Below are 21,374 nucleotides of genomic sequence, written 5' to 3' on the forward strand. Positions count from 1 at the left end.
ACCCAAAAAACAACCTACCTATGAAAATCCTGAAATTCACCCTAGCTCTTTTGGCATTGCTTTGCACTTTATCCCCGGCCTGGGCCCAGGAAGGAGTCATTGTTTACGAAGTGAAAATGAACATGCACCGGGCGCTTTCCAAAGAACGGGAAGCGATGAAAGCCATGATTCCGGAGTACAACGTGAGCAAGCAGGCGCTGTATTTCAGCCCCGAGGCTTCTTTGTACAAGCGTCTGGTGGATGAGGAAGAGGAGGCCACCGCCGGCTCAGGAGGCGTCATGATCAGGATGCGGAACGCCAACGGCGAGCTGTACCTGAAACCCGCCGAGGCTAAACGGGTGGCTCTGCGGGAATTCAACGGCAAGAAATACCTGGTGCAGGACAGCTTAGCCATGTTGCCCTGGAAGTTGGTAGAAAAGACCAAAACCGTGGCCGGTTACCCCTGCAAACAAGCCCACTACTTTGACGAGAAGCGCAAGCAAAACGTGGTGGCCTGGTACACCGACAAGATGAGACCTTTCCTAGGGCCAGATTCCTTTGCTTCTCTGCCGGGTGCCGTGCTGGAGGTAGACATCAACGAAGGAGAGCGGGTGATCAAAGCCCTCCAGGTAGACCTGCGGCCCCTCAAGAAAGGCGAACTGGTAGAGCCCACCAAAGGAGAGAAGATCACGGAAAAACAATTCCAGGCCCTAATGAGTGAGCAGATGGAACGCATGCGGCAGAACGGCGGCAACATGATCATTCGGAACTAAACGGCTTCCCACAAAAAAAACTTCCATTCGGTATGAAAAGACTTTTACTTTTTGCCTTCCTGTTGGTAGGCCAGGCGGCGCTTGCCCAAAAGTTTTCCATCAAAGGAAAGATTCTGGATGAAAAAGATAGTCCGCTGCCTTCTGCCACGGTGCTGCTCCTGCAATCCAAAGATTCTACGCTGGTCTCGTTTGCAGCTTCTGATGCGCAGGGTAGTTTTGAGCTCAAAAACCTGAACCTAGGCCCTTACCTGCTCAAGATCACGTTTGTGAGTTACCAGTCTTTTTACAAACCCGTTCAGCCGGAAACCGCCGCAGATGGCGTTCTGGATGTGGGCACCATCAGGATGCAACCCGCCTCCCATGCCCTGGAGGAGGTAGTAGTGAAAGGCGAGCAGGATCCCGTGACCATCAAGAAAGACACGCTGGAATTCAACGCCGGTTCTTTCAAAACGCAGCCCAACGCGGCCGTAGACGAGCTCCTGAAGAAAATGCCGGGCGTGCAGGTAGAAACTGATGGCTCGGTGACGGTGCAGGGCGAGAAGGTGAAGCGCCTGACGGTAGACGGAAAGGAGTTTTTCGGCAATGATCCTAAAATCGCCACCAAAAACCTGCCCGCCGATGCTGTGAGCAAAGTGCAGGTCTACGACAAGAAATCTGACCAGGCGGAGTTCTCGGGCATTGATGACGGGCAGCGGACCAAAACCATCAACCTGAAACTGAAGGAAGACCTCAAGAACAGCCTGTTCGGGAATGCCATGGCGGGGGCAGGACCTGAGGGAAGGTTCCAGAGCAAGTTCAACCTGAACCGGTTCCAGAAGGGAAAACAATTCTCGGTGCTGGGCATGGCCAATAACGTGAACACCCAGGGATTCGGGATTGAAGAGTATCTGGCGTTTTCGGGGGGCATGCAGCAAATGGCTTCGGGGGGGCAGTTCCGGATTGAGATAGGCGGCAATTCAGGGATACCGCTGAACACCGGAACCCGTACCAACGGCCTGATGAGTACCTACGGGGCAGGTTTGAACTTCAACCAGACGCTGGGCAAGAACACCGAAGTCAACGGGAATTATTTTCTTAACCACTTGAACCATAACGTGCGTAGCACCCAGGAACGGGAGGAGGTGCGCCGAACCGGAGACCTGAACTTCTATCAGGTCGGTAACCAGGACAACACCAATACCAACCATCGGCTCAACCTAGCCATCGAACACAAGATCGATTCCGCCAACTCAGTGAAACTGACCACCTCCCTGGGCTTAAACCAAACCCATGCTTTGGGCAGCAGCCAGAGTGAGACCACCACCGCACAGGGCGAGTTCCAGAACCGCAGCACCAGCAGAAGCAATGCCACCGGGGATAGCCAGAACTTGACCGCAAGTCTGTTGTTTCGGCACAAGTTTCCCAAGAAAGGCCGTACGCTATCCCTTACCACCCAGGCCGGCCTGAACAACAACGACAACGAGAACTATCTGAGCGGGGTGAATGAATACGCCAGCTTACCGCGGCAGGAGATAAATCAGCGAAGGGTAAACGAAACCGAGGCTCATACCTACGGCGCCACCCTGAACGCCACCGAACCTCTTGGAAACCGCCGGTACCTGGAGGCTTCCTATCTCTTCCAGCAGAACCACAATGCCTCTGACCAGCAGGTGTATGACCTGGAAGGCGGGAGCCAGACTTTGAACGAGCGCCAGAGCAACCTGTACAACAGTGACTTCGGGTACCACCGGGCGGCAATCAATTTCCGGATCAACCGCGATGCCTTTAGCGTTGCCGTAGGTCCGGGTTTTCAGCGGTCTGAATTGCTTGGTTACGTGCGTCAGAAAGAGAACCGGGCCGTGCGCAAATCGTTCAGCAACGTGTTGCCCACGGCCCGGTTCAACTATGACTTCAGCAACAACAGGAGGGTGGAAGTGAACTACGAGACTTCTATCCAGGAGCCCAGCGTGCGCCAACTGCAGCCCCTGCCCGACAGCAGCAACCTTTTGAACGTGTACGTTGGCAACCCCCACCTGCGGCCCGCCTACCAGCACCAGCTGCGGGTGAACTTCAGTATGTTCAACCCAACCAGCATGATCAGTTTCTTTGCCTTCGGGCTCCTGAACTACACCACCGATGCCATCACCAACGCGGTTACCTATGATGAGAATCTGGTGCGCACCACCCAGCCCGTGAACGTGAAGTACAGCCGCATGTCTACCCTGAACCTGAATCTGGGGTACCCCCTCCGGAAACTCAAGAGCAGATTCAACATTGGGCTGAACCTGCGGGAGCAACAAGGGCTTTCCCTCCTTGATGCCGTGGCCCTAACCGTAGACAACCGCACCTACTCAGGTAACCTTCGCTACGAGTACCGGATAGACCAGAAATTTGACGTGAGCCTGCGCACCGACTTTAGCCTGCAAACCACCAACTACAACGCCGAAACCAGCCAGGACCAGTACTATCTGAACCAGACCTACACCACCGAGACCAACCTGTACCTGCCGCATAAATTCCATCTGAACTCTATCTTTGAATACCAGGTCTACGAGAACGAACAGCTGGGTTTCAGGCAACGTATCCCTTTGTTGAACGCTTCACTAGCCAAACAGATCCTGAAAAACAACAGTGGGGAGCTGCGCCTTACGGCGGTGAACCTGCTAAACCAGAATCTGGGCGTGAACCAAACCACCGGGCCCAACTACGTACAGCGCGAAACCCTCAACTCACTGGGACGGTATTTTCTGGTGCAGTTCTCTTACAGCCTCAACAAGCACCTGAACCCCATGGCCGGCCGAGGCGGCGGCATCAGGATCATGCGGTAGATTTCAGGCAAAACCTGAGCGCCATGATCAGCGGCATTTCCCTGGAGCAAAGTTCTTATGCAAACGTAACCGAAGCATAATCTTGCCTTAACCCCTGGAAGAGAAGCATTTGGTAGGTTTGCTTCATGGAAAAGCTAATCATTCTTTATTCCCTTCTTATCCTGGGGCTGGTAGTTGTACTGCTGGTTTTAACCAATCAGGAAGAGGAGGCAGAGACAGGGGAGCACCTGTCCAGAAACGAAAAGGTACAGAGCGGATTGGTCTGCCTTATCAACCTGATTATCCTGGATCTCAGCTGGCGGGTATTCCCCTGGAAAGAAGCGCAACCCGAAGGAATCTTTGCTTCGGTTTACCTGCTTTTCTTTACCGTGCTGTGTACTTTGTCTTGTGGTTTCCTGCTCTACCACCTCTTCAAGACACGTCTGATTACCGGATTTAAGGAGCCGACCTGATTTGAACAAAGAAGCCCTGCATCATAGCTGCCGGCCCTTTGTGAATTAAATATTTTTATTCAAAACCCTGCTTCCGAAACGGCTATGAATTTAGGTTTAAGGTAAGTTTAAGGGAAACGACTATGAAACCCTAGAATCAGACTTGAGGCGCAAGGCCCGGGCCACCCCAGAAACGGTGAGGTAAAGGAGGGGCGGGTCATGCAATGGACTGATTTTAAGGAATCCGTCCTGGACCAGCATACGGCTAAGGCTCAAGACTTCTTCCAGTGGCAAACTCATTTCCCCGGCAATTTCCTGAGAGAGGGTGGGATGATCTTCAGGGGTAGGTAAGCCCTTCACCTTGGTTAGCAAAGCCGTTAATAAAGCATCCATCCTCTCCATGTGTTGTTGGGCCGAAAATATTCTATGCTAATAGTACACGTGTTCCCGCCAGATGTTTAATCTTTAAGTGTTAAACACATCTTTTTCCGTACATCCCGAAAGCTCTCTGGCTAGCTTCATCGGTTTTCCTTCAAAAAGGTCAGCTCTGAACCAGCTGATCATAGATGGGTTTCACCTGGGAATCCCCGAAGCCGTAAACGCCCTCTTTTTCTGAAAACGCCTTGAAAACCGCCGAAAAGTCTGGTGCCCCCATACCCATGATTTCCCGCATTACCGCCTCTGGCCGACCTGGTTTTCCGTTGGCAGGAAAGCGATCCAAATGCGCCTTCACTACTTCCGGCAGATACTTAAAACAAGGGGAGTTTTGATGGGAGAGGGTTTCCAGTTGAGGTAGATCTTGCTGTTTATAGGCCTCCCAAAGAGCTTTACCCAGGTGTAGATCAGGTTCGCGCACCGGAGTTCGGTGTTCAAAACAATAGACTAGGTCCTGGGGAGTTGCCCCTCCGAAATCATGCCACCGATCGGCTTTCTTCAGGTGCGAGGGGTAAACCAGGTACAAGGTTTTCTTCTGGGGCAAGTCATGGAGCAGCGATAAAAGAAACCACAGATTCACCTGGCAAAACAAATCATAGCCAAACCACAGGTTGAACTCGGCGGGGGAGGTTGCCTCCGTCACTTTCCTGAATTCACTTACCACCCGATCAAAGTATTCCTGGTGAGACCCTTGGAAACGGGCCTCAATGAACCGGGCTCGTGTTTGGTAAAACTCCTCCAGTGTATCGCCTTGAACATCTCCTTCCATCAGGCATTCGCGGGTAACAACTAGTTCGCCCTGAAGCCCCGTGGCGATAAACCGATCCGTGAGAGCATCTCCGTTCAAAATGTGGTAGACCATGGTAAAACAAGATGTAGGTTAATGGCAAGATTCAGGATACTGGCATCCAATTTTGTCAAGCAGCACGAACAGGTTTCCCGTAGCTGAGGGCAGTACCTGTTTTAGGCCTGTTTTTCTAAACCATGCAAAAAGCCCCGTTTCCTTTTTATGCCCTGAGGCTTTAAGCGTTAGCTTAAGATGACTTCAAACCAAAGACTACTGCCCAGATGACGAACAATAGCCTTTGGTTTGAAGTGGAAGCGAACGAAGGTTGTTAGGCTTCGCCCATGATGAGCCCTTCAATGGTGTGGGCCTGCAAAATGGGTTCAAGTGAATCTACCAACCGGTAGGTAAGGTGGTCTTTGACGCTTTGGGGCAGTTTTGCATAAAAGGCACGGGTAATCTGCAGATCATGGCGCTCAGCGTTGATGCCGCCGGGAGCGTCTACGCCCAACACCAGGGCGGGCCTTGATTTATCTGAGTGGTTAGCGGTTCCGCGGTGAATGGTCAGGGCAGAACGGGCCGAGATGTCGCCCATCTGCGGCATTTTGCGTTGGGCCCGTTCCTCGTACCGGGGATAAAGCGACTTAGGCGGGAACATGCCGTGCTCGAAACCTTCAGGCAAATCCCACTGGGTGCCGGGCGCAATCTCAAACGGGCCCATATCTTCGTGCACGTCTACGGTGGTGAGGTTAAAGGCCAGCGAGTTGAGGCGTCTTCCTTTTATGGTGTCCTCCGGGGCAGGGAAGTCCCGGTGCCAGGGTTGGTTCATTGCGCCGGGGTTCGGCACATCGAACCCAATCTCCACTATTTTATAGTTTGGCCCCAGTACGGCTTCGCACACGGCGGTCACCCACGGGTGCGTAACCAGATCAAGAAAGCCTCTGATGTTTTCGGGGTGAATCTCTACGTAGTGGCGTTTGGGGCCTCGGCCCACCGCACCACCGGGCCTTTGCAGGGCATCTTCGTACAGTTTCAGAATGTCCTCGTGGAGTTGCTGTACCCACTCACGGGAGAAAGCTCCCTTGTACCCGATGATCCCCTCGCCGTAAAGGGCGCCCATGATCTGGGCCACGTCAAATTGGCCGGGGGTGGGTGCTTTTACCGGTTCTTGTAAAGTGTCTGATTCATTGCCTTGCGGTTCTTTCCAACTGTTTTCCATGTCTCCCTCTGCGTTTCTTCTACAATTGATTTAGGCTGATGATGTGCTTTTTTCAAACGGCCGTGGAGGTGTTTTGTTTCGGGGGAGTTCCCCTCGGATTAATGGGAAGGCTTTGGGAAGGATAGAAGCAAGGTCCTGAAAACCCAAAAGAGCCTGCCTTCCTTCTTCTGGGTCGTTTTCCGGAAAACAGGCCATAATCGGGTATAAAAAAAGAAGACTCCCATGAGGAGCCTCCTTTTTACCTAATCCTATTACTCTTTATTACTTTTTACTTTTTGATAAACCGCTTGTAGGTGATTTTCCCGTTCTGCTGCAGCGAAAGCCTGTAGAGGCCGGGTGGCAGCGCCTGCACGTTCACCTTGTTGGCCTTCACTTTAGCTTTCAGGATTTCCCGGCCCGTCATGTCCATGACCACTACCTCGCTGCCTTCCAGGTTTCTGGTCTTGGAGAAGGAAAGCTCCCCAGAAGTGGGGTTCGGGAAAAGGTTGACACTGGCTTTGAGTTCAGCGTCTTCTTTCACGCCTAGCGGCGATGGGCTGTAATAGACATTATCAAAGAAGTACTCTACCCCGGCGGCAGGGGCCGTCACCGAAGCTACCATGAACGACTGGTTCACGTTGTTGAGGTTAAAGCCCGAGGTTGCCATGAACCTGGAGAGCGGAATTATGACCGGGTGCCAGTTGCCGTCCCGTGCCAGGCCAAACTGCTCACCGGAGTTAGGTATCTCTACCCAGCTTTCAACTTCTCCGCTTTTGATGCCCACCTTGAAAGTACCGGTAGAGGTGGTTTTCGCGTTGAACCTAAGCGATCCGTTGGCAGCGAACGCAGAGAGGTTCTTGGGTTTGTTCGAGATCCCGAATCCGAACCAACCTTTGTTTCCGGTTTCTTTGACGGCAATGACCTGGGTACCTTCTGCCGCGGTAGGGGCAGGAGAGGTGATCGCCGATAGGGTTCCTTCCCACAGAAACAGTTCGCCATCTCCTTCAAAGCTGAGTTTGGAGGAGGTTGGGGTAGTCTCAGTGTAGATTCCGTAATTGCCCGTGGCCGGAATGGGGTCAGGACCCGTTGAAATATCGTCTCCCGAGTTCTGATACAGCTTGATGTAATCAATATACATCTTGGCCGGCAAGGGAGCCGTAATTCCGGAGGGCGAGGTAATGCCCGGATAGTTGCCGCCCACGGCCAGGTTGAGCAGTAGGAAATGCGGATTATGGAATTCCTCCAGGTCACTGGCAGCGGCCCCGGAGATATTAAAAGCAAAGAATTCTTTATTGTCTACATAGATTTTAATGGACGAGCTGGTCCAAACCATTTTGTAGAGGTGGTAATCGTTGCTCAGGTCAGCGGCATGGTCAAAGTGGGTGCCGTAGTCGGCTTGCTGGTTGTTGTGTTCCCAGTGCACGGCGGCTCCCACGCGCTTGTTCGTGAGCCCTGCCTGAATGGCGGCATTGATGCCCATTTCCAGAATGTCAATCTCTCCGTTCCGGGGCCAACCACCGCCTACGGTACCCAAGGTCCAGAGAGCGGGCCATAAACCGTTCCGAAGATCGGGGACTTTGATTCTGGCTTCCACCGTGCCGTACTTGAACTGCACTTTGCCCTCGGTCTTGAGCCTAGCCGAGGTGAACTGCCGCGTTTGGTAAGCTTCTCTCCGAGCCTCAATGATCAGGTTTCCGTTCTCGATGCGTGCGTTTTCCGGCCGATCGGTGTAGTACTGCAGTTCGTTGTTGCCCCAACCGCAGAGGTTTTTGTTGCAGCCATCGCCTACCTCAAAGCTCCAGTTGTTCGTGTTGATGGCCGGGCCGTTAAAGTTCTCTTCCCAAACCACCGTCTGCGCCTGGGAGGAACCTGAAAGGGCAAGCAGTAAACCTAAAGACCCGAGGGCATTCAGGGATGCGCTTTTCAAATGTAGAGTATAGCGTTTCGCCATGTAAAAGAAATTTAATGTGAGAAATGGGGGACGTTTTCAAGCCTATTCGGCCTTTGAGTTTCCGGGTTCTAAAGTACTTTCTTTGAAAGGGAAAGTGCCTTTATTTAGGTACTACATAACTACATCAAGGTTTAAAAGACTACTACATCAATTCTACATCAGGCAAACTTGTATGCTTAAAATAGGCTTGTCTAAAACAGGAAAGGGTTTTTCCCTGTTTTGACCGTCTTTTAAAGATTTCGGGCATAAAGCCAGTTGGCTATTTTTTTCGGGTAAGGTCCTTTGATAATTAAGGTAGGTTCGAAGACACCTATGTTAAAATACCTTGAATTTTCTAGGCTAAGAGTTGCCGATAAAACCATCCTGAAGAGGAATGAGGTTGGACACATTAGGTACCTGCCGACGGTAAAAAGAGAACCCCGACCTTTTCGGGTCGGGGTTTCAGGTGGGTTGTTTTAGAGCCGATTTCTGAAAAACGGCTGTAAATCGCTAAGTTCTTATAAGACTACTTTGGAGGTATCGGCAACCGCCTGCACGTGCAGGGAATGTTGGTGTATTTCCTGGAAGATGGCTTTCACGAAAACTTCTTCCAACCCCTCGCGTGCGGCGGCTTTCAGGCGGTGTTCCATCAACTGCTCCCAACGGCCGGTCTGCAACAGGTTCATTTTGTTTTCTTTCTTAAGAATACCGATCTGCTTGGCCACGGACGAACGGCGCGCTAATACGTTGATCAACTCGTTGTCCAGGTAATCAATCAGGTTGCGGAGTTCGCTGAGTTCTTCTTCGTTTTGGGTAGCCGTAGAGGTAAGGCGCTCTACCACCAAAGAAGCCAATAGATCTTTTAAGCCTTCTGGAGTTACCTGCTGGGCGGCATCGCTCAGGGCTACGTCTGGGTTGCAGTGGGTTTCAATCATGAGACCGTCTACCTGAAGGTTCAGGGCTTCCTGGCTGATCTGCTGCAGCAGCGAGCGTTTTCCGGCAATGTGGCTGGGGTCACAGATCAACGGAATCTCCGGCAACAGTTTCTTGAACTCGTAGGCCATGTTCCACTTGGGGTGATTTCTGTACGGGCGACTGTCGAACGCCGAGAAGCCCCGGTGGATGGCGGCCAGATCGGTGATCCCGGCGCGGTTCAGGCGCTCTAGGGCACCCAGCCAAAGCTGCAGATCAGGATTTACGGGGTTTTTCACCAGTACGGGTACATCCACACCCTCCAGCGCATCGGCGATTTCCTGCACGGAAAACGGGTTCACCGTGGTGCGGGCACCCACCCACAGAACATCCACGCCTTGTTTCAGGGCATCGTTCACGTGCTCGGCAGTGGCTACTTCACAGGCGGTGAGCAGGCCGGTTTCCTCTTTTACGGTCTTCAGCCACTTCAAACCAACTTTCCCAATTCCCTCAAAAGCTCCCGGACGAGTACGCGGTTTCCAGATTCCGGCGCGGAAGATGGTCACCTCCGGTACCGACTGCAAGCCCCGGGCGGTGGCCAGCATCTGTTCTTCACTTTCAGCGCTGCAAGGGCCAGCAATGATCAAGGGTTGCCCGTCGGCGCGTTTGAAAACGGTTTTAGCGGCTAGGTTTAGGTGCTTCGTACTCATAGGGAAAGTTCGGTTTTGGCCGAGGTTAAGTGTTTGGAAATTCGATTTGTCGCTTCTTCAATCTTCGATTCGGGGAGGCAGAGGGAAATTCTAAGGTATCGTTCGCCCTGGGTCCCGAAAATCTTGCCAGGGGTAAGAAAAACCCCGGCTTCGTAGAGTATCTCGTTTAGGTAAGCTTCTACATCGGTTACCTTGGCAGGCACCCTCGCCCAGACAAACATGCCCACGGCGTTTTTTTGGTAGGAACAACCTAGTAAATCTAACAGTTCATATACTTTCTGGCGCCGCTTGGCATACACCTGGTTGCGGGCTTCATGCCACTCATCAGAATTGGCGAGCGCCTGGATGGCAGCGTGCTGCACCGCCAGAAACATACCCGAGTCCAGGTTGCTTTTCACGCGCAGCACACATTGCAAATAATCCTGACGACCCAGGACCATGCCCACGCGCCAACCCGCCATGTTATGCGATTTGCTCAGGGAGTTGAACTCCAGGCAGCACTCTTTGGCATGGGGCAGGGAAAGCAAACTCAGCGGTTTTTCGTTGGGAAGCACCAGGCTGTAGGGGTTGTCGTTGGCCAGCAGGAACCGATGGTGCATGGCCAGGTGAAATAACTGCTGCAGCACATCAAAATTGGCCGAGGCTCCGGTAGGCATATGCGGGTAGTTCACCCACATCAGCTTCACGTCTCCTCCTTCCAACAGTTTCTCCAGCTCCGCTACGTTGGGGAGCCAGCCATTTTCTTCCTCCAGGGTGTAGTACAGAGGCTCAGCACCTACCAATTTGGCCGCCGCAGCATACGCCGGGTACCCGGGATTTGGGACCAACACTTTGTCGCCGGGGTTCAGAAAGGCCATGGACACGTGGAAGATGCCCTCCTTGGAACCCATCAGGGGAAGGATTTCCTGCTCAGGGTCTAGCTCTACGTTGTAGGTACGCTGGTACCAGTTGGCCATGGCTGCCCGAAGCGGCGCGATGGAGTTGTAGGGTTGGTAGCCATGCACGCCCGGCTTTCGGCTGGTGTTGACCAACGTTTCAATGGTTTCCTCAGACGGAGCCATGTCTGGGTCGCCAATTCCTAGGTTGATGATGTTGCGGCCCTGGGCATTCAAGGCCCGGACCTCGGCCAGTTTGCGGGAGAAGTAGTACTCCTGCACGTGCTCTAATCGTTGGGCGCTGGAGATGATCATACCAATTCTGTTTGGACGATGAGCAAAGGAGAAAGACAGCCATTCAAACGATCCATGGGGAGCGGAGCCACGGCTTTGGGGTAAACCCCCAGCATTTTGTGGGCAGGTGCCACCGCGGTCAGCAAAGCCACGGCTTGATCAATTTCCTGAGTTGTGGTGCCTTCCAGTTCCATCACCCAAACTTCGGCTTGACTTGGGTTAACTTCCGGGATAGGCTGCACCATGGTCAATTCCAGGGTTCCTTTTTCAAGTTCTTCCTGCAGGCTGTCCAGGGATGCTTTCACCACATTGCTGGGCAGGAGTAGGGTAGCTTTGTTTGCTTCCTGGGCAGGTTTCTCGCGGGAAAGCACCACGAAGCGGGTATAGTTTTCCTCGTCGTTGGCTACGTTGTCGTTTAGTACCTCCAGGCAGTACAGTTCAGCGGCCTTGCGGCTTGCAATGGCGGCCACGCCTTTGATCTGGTCTTCCTGTAAAAGGCGGGCGGTATCAGCGGTGTCTGAGGTTTCTTTGGTTTTTACCTCCGGAAGGCTGTTGAGGTAATCGCAGCACTGTAGCAAGGCAATAGGGTGGGACCAGATTTCCTGGATGTCTTCCAGTTTTTGGCCTGGCAAAGCCATCAAGGTTTGGTCTAACAGCAGCCAGCGCTCGGCGGTTACGGAAAGCCCGTGCTGGTCCATCATGCCGTAGTTCGGCAACAAGGGCCCTGCCAGGGAGTTCTGTACGGCCATGACGGCAAAATCCACCAGGCCAGTTTCCAAGGCTTCGCACAACTCGGGGAAGGAGGCGCAGGAAAGCAACTGAAGGTGGGCCGCCGGGAACAATTGTTTCGCGGCAGTTTCATGGAAAGAGGCGGGGCCTCCCTGGATGGCGATTTTTAGGGCTCTGTTCATAACGAAAAAAGCCCCGCTTTAGGCGGGGCTCTGAGGTTTTTCTTATTGTTTCTTAACGCAAAGTCTTACCTGTGGAGCCCCGGCTGAGGTCCATAAAAGTAAAAACCGTAAAAGTAAGAGTTGCGCTGAATCATGGTCTTGCTGTAAGGATGCTCAAACATACACGCTCTTCGTTTCACTTCCAAATGTTTTTATTAAAATTATTTAAAATTAACAGTAAAACACTTGTTAGTTTGAAAAAATTGCGCTATAAGCAAACACTCGTTAGCAAATTTTAATGAAGTGAATAGGTTTTTAAGGGTGTTTTCACCAAAAGGAACCTTAAACCTCTTTATTACTAATCTAAAGCGGCAGGTTGGCGAGACCTTTCCGTTAAGGTTTTTCGCAGGTTCTGGAAGGTCTTTAGCGGACCAATGGCTACAGTGGCGTTCACCATCCAGGCAGGAACCGAGCCCCCGGGGTTCAGTTTAAAGGTATACTCAATTTTAATGTTTCCCTGCGGAAGCGGGTTTATTTCCCAGATTGCTAGAGAGGCGGGAATCCGGACGAAGTCTTTTTTCTCCGGCACGTACCCTTGCACGCTTTTTACTTCAACCCGCGCCAGCTTCTCTTTACTGGCGGGCAGAAATACCGCTTCTACTACCATGTCGCGGTCGGTGAGGGGCCAGGGCATATCGGCTTCGGTGTAGTAGACGAGCCGGTTCTCGCTTTTCCGTTTTACTAAGCGGGTTTTGCGGTTCAGGTACACCCAATCTGAATGGTGCTCCACGTCTTTCAATAATTGCATGAGTTGTATCGCCGTACCCGGCAACTCACAAACTACTTTTATCTCTTTGAACTGATTTTCTTTTGCTTTGCGGGTATAAACCTCAATCCCGTCTTCGTTTTTCTGCAGTTCCCATTTTCCCTGGGCAAACAAAGGGCTTTGGCTCAAGAAACCCAGTACAAAGGCCAGCACTATAAATTTGTTCTTCATTTTATCAACTCTACTTCCTTCTTCCAGGGCGCCTGTTAATGAAGTACTGCTCTTCGCCCATGGTTCACCCTTCAACGCTGAAGAAGCTCAATTATGACAAGCAAGCTATTTTATTTAGGCTTTTAGTCAGGGGTTTACTTTTCAAAGAAGGAAACCGAGCCAGATTCTACATCATAAATACCGCCCAGCACCTTTATCTTTCCTTCCTCCTCTAACCGGGCAATGATGGGGCTTTCGGTTCTGATTTTTTCTAAGGCCAGGTGCACGTTAATCTCGGTGACTTTGGCCAGGAATGCCGGGTTGTTGCTGGTGCGGTCTTCAAGGGTATCGGTTTCCAAGGCAATGGCGGGCTTGATTTTCTCCAGCAATCCCGTCAGGAAACCCATCTCCACGTGGTCACAGGCCCCAATGATGGCTCCGCAGCGGGTGTGCCCCAGGACCAGGATAATTTTGGATCCTACTACCTGAGTGCCGTACTCCATACTGCCCAGAATGTCTTCGTTCAAAACGTTTCCGGCAATCCGGATGCTGAAGATATCACCCAAACCTAAATCGAAGATGAGCTCCGCCGAAGTGCGGGAATCCATGCAACTCAGGATAGTGGCGAAGGGATATTGCCCCTCCTTGGTTTCGTTTACCTGCTGAAGAAGGTTGCGGTTGGCTTTAAGGTTGCTCATGAAACGGGCATTTCCGTCTTTGAGGATCTGGAAGGCCGTGTCAGGCGTCAATAGTTGTTGTGATTCTTTGGATTGCGTGTGCATGAAGGTGGGTTTAAAGCACGCCTTAAGCTAAAAGGTAAAGCCCAATGCTGCTGTGGGCAATTTCCCGGTGTTAAAAAAGGCTTTTAAATTAATGTTTAAACGCGAAGTAAAGGAACTGGGCGCAATCTCCATAAAAGGCAAGCACAGTTCTTCGCTGGGTTGGTTTAAGAATTTAACTTAAAGCCTTTCGTCCATCCTTATACCCCGAGGGCGGGAGGTTTTAAGCTTAGTTTTCTGAAAACTTATGGAAAACGCAAAGATTGAAGAAGAGGGGCTTAAAAGAAAATAAAAAATCAATGAGCCTGTAAGCCGGGTTTTGTCCTCTGCCCGAAGGCAAATGGCTTATCATTTATCTAGGCCCGTCCTCACGGAGGGGCTCCATCAACCTACCCGCTGACATCGGACGAGCAGCCCTTAGCCTCCCCCGAAGGAGAGGCGCTGTCAGCCTATTTGGTCTTTCAACTCCTGAGGTTTACCCAGCCGGACTAGTCACCTAGCCGCTGGTGCGCTCTTACCGCACCTTTTCGCCCTTACCGGCAAGCCGGCGGTTATTTTCTGTGGCACTGGCTGTCACCTGGCCGTCACCCGCCAGGTGCCTTCCCGTTAGGAAGCAGGATGCTCTGCGTTGCCCGGACTTTCCTCCCCGCCCGAAGGCGCAGCGATAAGCCGGCTCACTGATTTCCTGCAAAGATAACGCTTTATGCCCATAAATGGGGTAAAAAGCCAAAAGGATGCTTTTAGGTGCAGGAAGGTAGTGTTTCTTTAAATCCGGATATAGGAAAGAAAAGGTCAATTATTGGGAAGCCAACGTACGTAAAAGAAGGGGGGCAAAAGGAGAATTGCGGCTCCTTGGGTAAAAGGCCAACCAAACCAAAACAATGGCGTGGCAGAACGTAAAGAGGTAAAACAGGAGCGAACTTATGGAAAAGCTTTCGGAAAAGAAGTTAAGGCAACTCATTGATGAAGTAGAAGGGCTGCTGCAGGATGCCGAAGCTCTGGAGAAGGAATATTCCCCGCAGGTAAGCAAAGTGCACCCGGCTTTTCAGGAAGGCGGCCGCAATTTGCTGCACTACCTGGCTTTCCGGAACCATGACAACCGGAAACTGCAGATGCAATTGTCCAGCCTGGGACTTTCCTCCTTAGGTCGGGCCGAAAGCCACGTAAAAGCCTCTTTGCTAGCCGTAAAAAATCAATTACAGCTGCTGAAAGCCCATCTAACCCAGACATCCCCCGAGTTGGCGCCATTTCCCTCCGTAAAAACGCACTTGAAAGAAAACATTTCAGGTTTGTTGGGAGAGGCCTCACCGCACCGAGAAGGGCGCATCATGATAACGTTCTCCGCTGACATTGCCGACGATTACGAGATGGTTCGGGATCTGCTGAAAGGGGGCATGAACTGCGCCCGCATCAACTGTGCCCATGATGATGCCGCCGTCTGGGAAAAAATGGTGCAGCAGATCAGGAAAGCCGAGAAGGAGGTGGGCCGACGGTGCATCATCCTATTTGACCTGATGGGACCCAAACTTCGGACGGGAGTACTGAAACCGGGCCCCAAAGTAGTGCCTATCCATCCTAAAATTGATGAGATAGGAGAGATGGTATCTCCCGCCAAAGTATGGCTGGCGCCAAAAGGAACTCCCGCCCCAGAACCCGTGGATGCCGCTTTGCCGGTTTCGGTCGAATGGCTGGTCCACGCCAAGCCGGGTGCATCCATCACTTTCAAAGATACCCGCCGCCGGAAACGTACCTTCACGGTGGTTCAGGTAAAAGACGGTGGAGCTCTGGTGCATCTGCGGCAATCGGCGTACCTGAGCACGGGTACGGAATTGAAGTGGCAGAACCCGGCAGGAGAAGTGTCTACCGAGACTTTGGGTGATTTGCCCCCCATGATCAGGCCGCTGAACCTGCAAACCGGGCAGGAACTCCTGCTGCACCGCAAAAACATTCCAGGGGAGCCCGCCCGTTTTGACCCTGAAGGTAAAGAGGTAGAACCCGCGCACATTTCCTGCACTTTGCCGGAGGTTTTCCAGCGGGTGAAGAAAGGGGAGCCCATCTTGTTTGATGACGGAGAGATTGAAGGCGTCATTGAAGAGGTCACCCCAGATTACCTGCGCGTAAAGATCACCGCCGCCGATGAGAACGGCAGCAAGCTCCGCCCGGACAAAGGCATCAACCTCCCCGAAAGCGATCTCAAACTGCACCAACTCACCGAGAAAGACCAGGAGGATTTGGCTTTCGTGGTGAAACACGCCGATGTCGTGAACTTGTCCTTTGTGAGTCATCCGGAGATGGTGGAAGAACTGCAGCAGGTGCTGGAAGAGCATCAGGCCGGGCACATCGGCATCATGTTAAAGATAGAAACTAAGGCGGCTTTCCGTCATTTGCCATTGCTGCTGCTTACCTTGATGCGCAAACATCCGGCCGGTATCATGATCGCACGGGGCGATTTGGCGGTAGAACTGGGTTGGAAACGGTTGGCGGAGGTGCAGGAAGAGATCCTTTGGATTGCGGAGGCGGCGCACCTGCCCGTGGTTTGGGCCACCCAGGTACTGGAAAAACTAACCAAAAAAGGCCGCCCATCACGAGCTGAGATCACCGATGCCGCCATGGCCCAACGCGCCGACTGCGTCATGCTGAACAAGGGCCCCTACATCCTGAAATCCTTAGAGGTACTGGATGATATCATGAAACGGATGCAAGAACACCAGTATAAGAAAACGGCCCTGCTACGCATGCTGCAGGTTTCTGAATTGGAAGGGCAACCCAAGGTATAAAGGCAAATCCCAGAAGTACCACAAAGAAGAAGCGGTGTTTAGGGCCTGTTTTCTGATAAACAGTCCCTAAACACCGCTCTTTCTTTAATTAAGAAAACTTACTTGAGCTGGATTCTGGTTGCGCCGTACCCGAATTTCTCTTTGCGGGCGTCTTCGTAGAACTTAATGTGCGGATTTCGGCTCAATACTTTCTGGATTTCCTTTTTTAGGACGCCGTTTCCCGTGCCGTGGATAAAGATGATCTCGTGCATGTTGGCGGCAATGGCCCGGTCCAGGTTATCCTGAAAAATACTCAGTTGATGGCGCAGAATCTCCGAGTTGCTCATCTGCTTGGGATCCTGGTTGGGCAGCAGCTTTTCAATGTGCAGGTCTACCTCGTGGTTGGGCACGGCTACCTTGGTGTTCTCGGCGGTGGCTGCTGATTCGATCAACTGCTCCTGAATCTGGTCTGGGTTCACCAGGGAGGGCTTGGAATCGAGTTGGAAAACGTACCCTTCTTTCTGCAACACGGGGGCGGTTTTCTTGCTTTTGTAAAAGGAAGAAGCCTTGAATTTGAGTTTGCGGGTGACAGGTTCCAGCAACGTGTTAGAGCCGGTTTTATGTTGCAGGTATTGCACCACCAGATCAGGCCACTTCTCGAAATCGTTGAGGTGCAGGTGCGCCACGGGTTTGGTTTTCTTGGGGGGCAGTTTATCGTTGTTTTGGGCACGATAGCCTTTCTCGGTTTCTTCACCATAGGTGAACAGCAGGTCAAACTCAGAGTTGTTCACGATGTGTACGGCCAGCAGCTCGGGAGTCTGGTGCACCAGAGCCACGTAAATACCGGCCACGGCCGTGGAAGGAACCACGGGTGCTTCTTTCTTTTTAACCGGTTCCGGCGCGGGGGCATTCCGGAACATCTGTTCTTCCTCGGGGGCAATGACAACCACTTCACGCCGCATCACTGGAATGGTGAAATCATTGTCAATGGCTACTTCTACTAGGTTGTTGTCCAGGAAGCGGGTGATCACGCCCTGTTCCTTGCCGTGCATCAGGCGCACGCGGTCTCCTATATTCATTTCGGTTTACTTCAGGTTTTGTAAAAACGGGCCATAAATGAGCAGCCCTCCACAAAGATACGCAAAAGGAAAGGGAGGCGGGTAAGCCGTTCAAATTAGGGGCACTCGGCAGCTTTGTAGGTGCAGCCCTCTGACCAATTTCTTCAAAGTGCAAAGGCAACTGACAGGAAAAGGAAACGTTGGAAAACCTACATCAAAACTGATCTTATGGAGTCCTCACCCTTGATCGTGCCCGCTCCCTGGAAATTGACCGGAGACGGTATGGTCTGGCTCTATTCCATTCCCAAGGCTTTCAACCTTCAATACGGATTTTTATCCGATTTTCAGAAAAACACCTATAAAACAGGAGTAGGAGCAGTGATGCTCATGAACTACCAGACTTCAGATGCGGGCCCTTATCAGGAGTTACTGTACATACCGGCCTTGTTCTCGGTACAAGGAAAACTGGCTTTTTCTATCTCCAAAATTTACGTATCCACGGAAAGCAGTGCCCTGAGGGGGCGGCAGAACTGGGGCATTCCTAAAGAAGTGGCGGAGTTCAGTTTTCTGAATTTCAAAGAAGGCACCCGAACGGTGGAGGTTCGCCAGGGAAGTTCTCCGTTCTTTTCGGCGCAGGTGAAGCCCTGGGGGCCGAAGTTTCCTTTTACCACCCGATTATTCCCTCTGAACCGGATTGTACAACAACAGGGAGGCCGGTTCCTGCTCACCCAACCAGAGGCGCATGGAAGGGCGCAACTTGCCTCCCTGGTTAAAATTTATAGTGAATCCTCCTTCTTCCCGCCTGTTCAAAAGGTAAAGCCTTTGGCCACCGTTAGATTAAGTGATTTTCTGATGACTTTTCCGGTACCGGAGGTTGTTTAGGAAGATATCGCAAGTTTGAACTTGCGGTAAGAATGGGGTAGGTATAGTTTGCTGGTAAGTAATTGGTGTTTTAAAGACTGTTTGCCAAAGACTATTTGCAAGAAACACCTTAAAAGTAGAGCGCATGCGCTTTCCAGCCTTTCCTTCTGTTGTACTCCAAGGCCGGTGCGGGAAATTTGAAAATTGACAGCACATAAAACGTACTCTTCAGAAACTTGCTGTGGGTAGGAATGGCTTGCCAGTTCAGGTCCACGCTGAGGTAATACTGCCGGTACGCTTTCAGCCCGATGGCTCTGTTGGCGTCTGCATCATTATAGACCATTTCCTCAGCCCCAAACCCCACCGCGGGGTTGAGCCACTTTGGGAATTTGCTTTGACTGGGAAGGAACTTTGCTAGGTCTACGCTGAACCAGTACGTGTGTCCGTTGTAATCTTTCAGGAACTCCTCGGAGAAACCTTTTCCTAAAACATTGGGGCGCATTGAAGCATAACTAGTACGGTGGAAGGAATATTTAGGTATGATCCGATTCTCGCCCCAGGCAAGTTGTTGCGTAATGACCGCCAGAGAACCGGCGGCATTAGCCGCGATGTCAGACAGAGAAGCGCCGTAGTCTGGGGAGCGGCCGTCAAAGTATTCAATGGGGGTTTGCAGAACGAAGCCCAAGGCTCCACCGTACCAGATTGCTTTTTTCTCGGGCACGCCGGCCTTCCGAAGCAGGTCCACCCCCAGCCGGCTTTCGTGGAAAGCACCCCATAAATGGCCCGCTTTGTCTATCTGCTTCCACTCCCGTGAATCATCAAACCAATGGAAACGTGTCTGTTCTTTTTCCTGGTACCAGGCTTGGTTAAGCAGTGCCAAACCCCCAACGTAGACCGTGGCAACCCCAGCGGCAAGCAAAGGAAGTCGGCGGCTGAAGGGGTTGAGGGTGTCAGGGGCGGCTTGGGTTTCCTGGGGGTTGGTAGCTTGAGCCTGGGTTTCCAAAGAAGAAAAACCTAGGGTACAAACCAGCAGGAGAGGGAAAGCAAGTTGATTCAAAGTTCTGCGCAACACGGGTTAAAAGTACGGAAAGCAAGGGCATTTTACGTGTTTTAAGGAAAATGCATCTTTTTTGGGTTCTTTATTTGGAAATCATCTTCAGGCTCCTACATTTGCAACATGAACAAGACGCAATTCACGCATAACGCCTGGTGGCACACACGTCAAAACTGATGGGTGAACCGCTTGCTGTGCAGAAATGCAGTTAAATACAAGGCTCGGATTCACCCGGGCCTTTGGTGTTTTTAAACCGTTCAGAAGTAAATAAAGAGAAAATGAAAAAGGTAAAGGAAAGCGGAATGATTTGTTGGTGGCACCAATCGGAAGATTCGTGAACAGCAGGCCATTGCCTACCCTAAACTTGCCCAAACTATAAAAGGCTTGCTGTTCATCTCAAACGGCAAGCCTTTTTTTATACGTTTATGAAGACTTATACCCTACAGACGCAATACCGCCAACTCCTCGCCGACACCGTGACGCCGGTAGGCATCTACCTGCAACTGCGCGACAAATACCGTAACTGTCTGCTGCTGGAAAGCTCTGACTACCACGGCCACGAAAACAGCTTCACCTACATCTGCTGCGAACCCATCGCGGAGTTTAAGTTGAAAGACAACGTGCTACGCCGTTCATACCCAGATGGAACCCTAGACGAGCAAGTACTGGAGCAGAAACGGGATGCGGTGAAGTTACTGCAAGCGTACTGTGAAACTTTCAAGACCGGGGCTGGACCTTTCGGGTTTATTCAGAACGGATTGTTTGGGTACATGTCGTTTGAGGCGGTGCAGTATTACGAGCAGGTGGAGATGCGCCAGAAGGAGACGGCGCACGCTGAGTTACCCGAGATCCTGTACCAAGCTTTCCGGTTCGTCATCGCCATTGACCATTTCAAAAACGAGCTCTACATTTTTGAGCACACTTTCGGAAAACAGCCCTCAAACGAAGGATTGGACGAACTGGAGACGCTCATCCGCAACAAGAACTTCCCGGTATTCCATTTCTCCACCGCCGGTGAAGAAGCCACGAACCAAACCGATGAGGAATTCCTGCGCGTCATTGAAGAAGGCAAGCGCCACTGTCACTTGGGTAATGTGTTTCAAATTGTACTTTCCAGGCGGTTCTCCCAAGCTTTCCAGGGCGATGAATTTAACGTGTACCGCGCATTGCGCTCCATTAACCCGTCGCCGTACCTGTTTTACTTTGACTACGGCAACTTCAAGATCTTCGGGTCTTCGCCAGAGGCACAGCTGACCATTAAAAACGACACCGCCACCATTTACCCCATTGCGGGTACGTTCAAGCGTACCGGCAACGATGCCGCCGATGCCGAACTTGCCCAGAAACTCTACGACGACCCCAAGGAGAACTCAGAGCATGTGATGCTGGTAGACTTGGCCCGCAACGACTTAAGCCGTCACGGCGACAACGTGCAGGTGGAGGTGTTTAAAGAGGTGCAGTATTACTCCCATGTAATCCACCTGGTTTCTAAAGTGACCGCCAACCTGCCGCAGGCCCACGGCTCGGTGCAGATGGTAGCAGACACGTTTCCGGCCGGTACTTTGTCGGGGGCTCCCAAGCACCGGGCCCTCACTTTGATTGATGAACTAGAGCCCACCGGCCGGGGTTATTACGGAGGATGCATTGGGTACCTGGGTTTCGGGGGTGATTTCAACCACGCCATCATGATCCGCTCATTCCTGAGTGTGCAGAACAAATTGTACTTCCAGGCCGGGGCCGGGGTGGTAGCCAAATCTGACACCAGAAGCGAACTTAACGAAGTACACCACAAACTTGCCGCCCTTCGCAAAGCCCTTGAGAAAGCAGCAACTATTTAAAGAAGGAAAGGTGTTTCAGGCACGTTTTTAGAAA

General features: G+C 51.8%; 17 protein-coding genes and 1 other RNA gene. 6 read left to right on the forward strand and 12 right to left on the reverse strand.

Annotated elements, in window-relative coordinates; all coding sequences use genetic code 11:
• Positions 1-20 precede the first annotated feature (20 nt).
• The 3 genes from EFB08_RS04060 to EFB08_RS04070 all read left to right on the forward strand — a co-directional run bounded on the left by EFB08_RS04060 (position 21) and on the right by EFB08_RS04070 (position 4,011).
• Positions 21-752, forward strand: coding sequence for a GLPGLI family protein (locus EFB08_RS04060; RefSeq protein WP_123125665.1), 732 nt, complete (start codon positions 21-23; stop codon positions 750-752).
• 32 nt (positions 753-784) lie between these two features.
• Positions 785-3,559: a TonB-dependent receptor gene (locus EFB08_RS04065; protein WP_123125666.1), complete on the forward strand. Its 2,775-nt coding sequence runs from the start codon at positions 785-787 to the stop codon at positions 3,557-3,559.
• A 125-nt stretch (positions 3,560-3,684) separates the two neighbouring features.
• The gene (locus tag EFB08_RS04070; RefSeq protein ID WP_123125667.1) at positions 3,685-4,011 is read left to right on the forward strand and encodes a hypothetical protein; all 327 of its coding nucleotides are present in this window, start codon (positions 3,685-3,687) and stop codon (positions 4,009-4,011) included.
• A gap of 120 nt (positions 4,012-4,131) precedes the next feature.
• Here EFB08_RS04070 and EFB08_RS04075 read toward each other — a convergent pair whose 3' ends face one another.
• The 10 genes from EFB08_RS04075 to rnpB all read right to left on the reverse strand — a co-directional run bounded on the left by EFB08_RS04075 (position 4,132) and on the right by rnpB (position 14,454).
• Positions 4,132-4,383 (reverse strand): hypothetical protein, encoded by a 252-nt coding sequence (locus EFB08_RS04075; RefSeq protein ID WP_123125668.1) that lies wholly within the window; start codon positions 4,381-4,383, stop codon positions 4,132-4,134.
• 148 nt (positions 4,384-4,531) lie between these two features.
• Complete coding sequence (locus tag EFB08_RS04080) at positions 4,532-5,287, reverse strand: DUF1835 domain-containing protein (protein WP_123125669.1); 756 nt, start codon at positions 5,285-5,287, stop codon at positions 4,532-4,534.
• 253 nt (positions 5,288-5,540) lie between these two features.
• The gene (locus tag EFB08_RS04085) at positions 5,541-6,428 is read right to left on the reverse strand and encodes a phytanoyl-CoA dioxygenase family protein (protein ID WP_193553957.1); all 888 of its coding nucleotides are present in this window, start codon (positions 6,426-6,428) and stop codon (positions 5,541-5,543) included.
• Between the two features lie 268 nt (positions 6,429-6,696).
• Positions 6,697-8,334 (reverse strand): family 16 glycosylhydrolase, encoded by a 1,638-nt coding sequence (locus EFB08_RS04090; protein WP_227006208.1) that lies wholly within the window; start codon positions 8,332-8,334, stop codon positions 6,697-6,699.
• A gap of 521 nt (positions 8,335-8,855) precedes the next feature.
• Positions 8,856-9,959, reverse strand: coding sequence for a chorismate mutase (locus EFB08_RS04095; RefSeq protein ID WP_123125671.1), 1,104 nt, complete (start codon positions 9,957-9,959; stop codon positions 8,856-8,858).
• Positions 9,956-11,149 carry a pyridoxal phosphate-dependent aminotransferase gene (locus EFB08_RS04100; RefSeq protein ID WP_123125672.1) on the reverse strand — a complete coding sequence of 398 codons (1,194 nt, stop codon included), beginning with the start codon at positions 11,147-11,149 and terminating at the stop codon, positions 9,956-9,958. Before EFB08_RS04100 ends, EFB08_RS04095 begins: the two co-directional genes overlap by 4 nt.
• Positions 11,146-12,039, reverse strand: coding sequence for a prephenate dehydratase (locus tag EFB08_RS04105; RefSeq protein ID WP_123125673.1), 894 nt, complete (start codon positions 12,037-12,039; stop codon positions 11,146-11,148). Before EFB08_RS04105 ends, EFB08_RS04100 begins: the two co-directional genes overlap by 4 nt.
• 337 nt (positions 12,040-12,376) lie before the next feature.
• Complete coding sequence (locus EFB08_RS04110) at positions 12,377-13,015, reverse strand: START domain-containing protein (RefSeq protein ID WP_123125674.1); 639 nt, start codon at positions 13,013-13,015, stop codon at positions 12,377-12,379.
• A 134-nt stretch (positions 13,016-13,149) separates the two neighbouring features.
• The gene (locus EFB08_RS04115) at positions 13,150-13,776 is read right to left on the reverse strand and encodes a carbonic anhydrase family protein (protein WP_123125675.1); all 627 of its coding nucleotides are present in this window, start codon (positions 13,774-13,776) and stop codon (positions 13,150-13,152) included.
• A gap of 289 nt (positions 13,777-14,065) precedes the next feature.
• An RNA gene (gene rnpB, locus EFB08_RS04120) (RNase P RNA component class A) lies at positions 14,066-14,454 on the reverse strand.
• 242 nt (positions 14,455-14,696) lie between these two features.
• On the opposite strand from rnpB, the gene EFB08_RS04125 reads away from it, so the two are divergent.
• Positions 14,697-16,550, forward strand: coding sequence for a pyruvate kinase (locus EFB08_RS04125; RefSeq protein WP_123125676.1), 1,854 nt, complete (start codon positions 14,697-14,699; stop codon positions 16,548-16,550).
• A gap of 98 nt (positions 16,551-16,648) precedes the next feature.
• Here EFB08_RS04125 and EFB08_RS04130 read toward each other — a convergent pair whose 3' ends face one another.
• Positions 16,649-17,608 carry a Smr/MutS family protein gene (locus EFB08_RS04130; RefSeq protein ID WP_123125677.1) on the reverse strand — a complete coding sequence of 320 codons (960 nt, stop codon included), beginning with the start codon at positions 17,606-17,608 and terminating at the stop codon, positions 16,649-16,651.
• A 207-nt stretch (positions 17,609-17,815) separates the two neighbouring features.
• On the opposite strand from EFB08_RS04130, the gene EFB08_RS04135 reads away from it, so the two are divergent.
• Positions 17,816-18,469 carry an acetoacetate decarboxylase family protein gene (locus EFB08_RS04135; protein ID WP_123125678.1) on the forward strand — a complete coding sequence of 218 codons (654 nt, stop codon included), beginning with the start codon at positions 17,816-17,818 and terminating at the stop codon, positions 18,467-18,469.
• A gap of 109 nt (positions 18,470-18,578) precedes the next feature.
• Here EFB08_RS04135 and EFB08_RS04140 read toward each other — a convergent pair whose 3' ends face one another.
• The gene (locus EFB08_RS04140) at positions 18,579-19,505 is read right to left on the reverse strand and encodes a DUF2279 domain-containing protein (protein WP_227006209.1); all 927 of its coding nucleotides are present in this window, start codon (positions 19,503-19,505) and stop codon (positions 18,579-18,581) included.
• Positions 19,506-19,927: 422 nt separating this feature from the next.
• Here EFB08_RS04140 and EFB08_RS04145 point away from each other — a divergent pair, with 422 nt between their 5' ends.
• Entirely contained in the window at positions 19,928-21,340 is a 1,413-nt protein-coding gene (locus EFB08_RS04145) for an anthranilate synthase component I family protein (RefSeq protein ID WP_123125679.1), read from the forward strand.
• Positions 21,341-21,374 lie beyond the last annotated feature (34 nt).

It is taken from the genome of Rufibacter latericius (assembly GCF_003721515.1).
Classification (GTDB): Bacteria; Bacteroidota; Bacteroidia; order Cytophagales; family Hymenobacteraceae; genus Nibribacter; species Nibribacter latericius.

What these genes read in the sequence shown, in the direction of transcription:
- EFB08_RS04060 (WP_123125665.1), top strand. Translation starts at nt 21, where the DNA reads ATGAAAATCCTGAAATTCACCCTAGCTCTTTTGGCATTGCTTTGCACT.
- EFB08_RS04065 (WP_123125666.1), top strand. Translation starts at nt 785, where the DNA reads ATGAAAAGACTTTTACTTTTTGCCTTCCTGTTGGTAGGCCAGGCGGCG.
- EFB08_RS04070 (WP_123125667.1), top strand. Translation starts at nt 3,685, where the DNA reads ATGGAAAAGCTAATCATTCTTTATTCCCTTCTTATCCTGGGGCTGGTA.
- EFB08_RS04075 (WP_123125668.1), bottom strand. Translation starts at nt 4,383, where the DNA reads ATGGATGCTTTATTAACGGCTTTGCTAACCAAGGTGAAGGGCTTACCT.
- EFB08_RS04080 (WP_123125669.1), bottom strand. Translation starts at nt 5,287, where the DNA reads ATGGTCTACCACATTTTGAACGGAGATGCTCTCACGGATCGGTTTATC.
- EFB08_RS04085 (WP_193553957.1), bottom strand. Translation starts at nt 6,428, where the DNA reads ATGGAAAACAGTTGGAAAGAACCGCAAGGCAATGAATCAGACACTTTA.
- EFB08_RS04095 (WP_123125671.1), bottom strand. Translation starts at nt 9,959, where the DNA reads ATGAGTACGAAGCACCTAAACCTAGCCGCTAAAACCGTTTTCAAACGC.
- EFB08_RS04100 (WP_123125672.1), bottom strand. Translation starts at nt 11,149, where the DNA reads ATGATCATCTCCAGCGCCCAACGATTAGAGCACGTGCAGGAGTACTAC.
- EFB08_RS04105 (WP_123125673.1), bottom strand. Translation starts at nt 12,039, where the DNA reads ATGAACAGAGCCCTAAAAATCGCCATCCAGGGAGGCCCCGCCTCTTTC.
- EFB08_RS04110 (WP_123125674.1), bottom strand. Translation starts at nt 13,015, where the DNA reads ATGAAGAACAAATTTATAGTGCTGGCCTTTGTACTGGGTTTCTTGAGC.
- EFB08_RS04115 (WP_123125675.1), bottom strand. Translation starts at nt 13,776, where the DNA reads ATGCACACGCAATCCAAAGAATCACAACAACTATTGACGCCTGACACG.
- EFB08_RS04125 (WP_123125676.1), top strand. Translation starts at nt 14,697, where the DNA reads ATGGAAAAGCTTTCGGAAAAGAAGTTAAGGCAACTCATTGATGAAGTA.
- EFB08_RS04130 (WP_123125677.1), bottom strand. Translation starts at nt 17,608, where the DNA reads ATGAATATAGGAGACCGCGTGCGCCTGATGCACGGCAAGGAACAGGGC.
- EFB08_RS04135 (WP_123125678.1), top strand. Translation starts at nt 17,816, where the DNA reads ATGGAGTCCTCACCCTTGATCGTGCCCGCTCCCTGGAAATTGACCGGA.
- EFB08_RS04145 (WP_123125679.1), top strand. Translation starts at nt 19,928, where the DNA reads ATGAAGACTTATACCCTACAGACGCAATACCGCCAACTCCTCGCCGAC.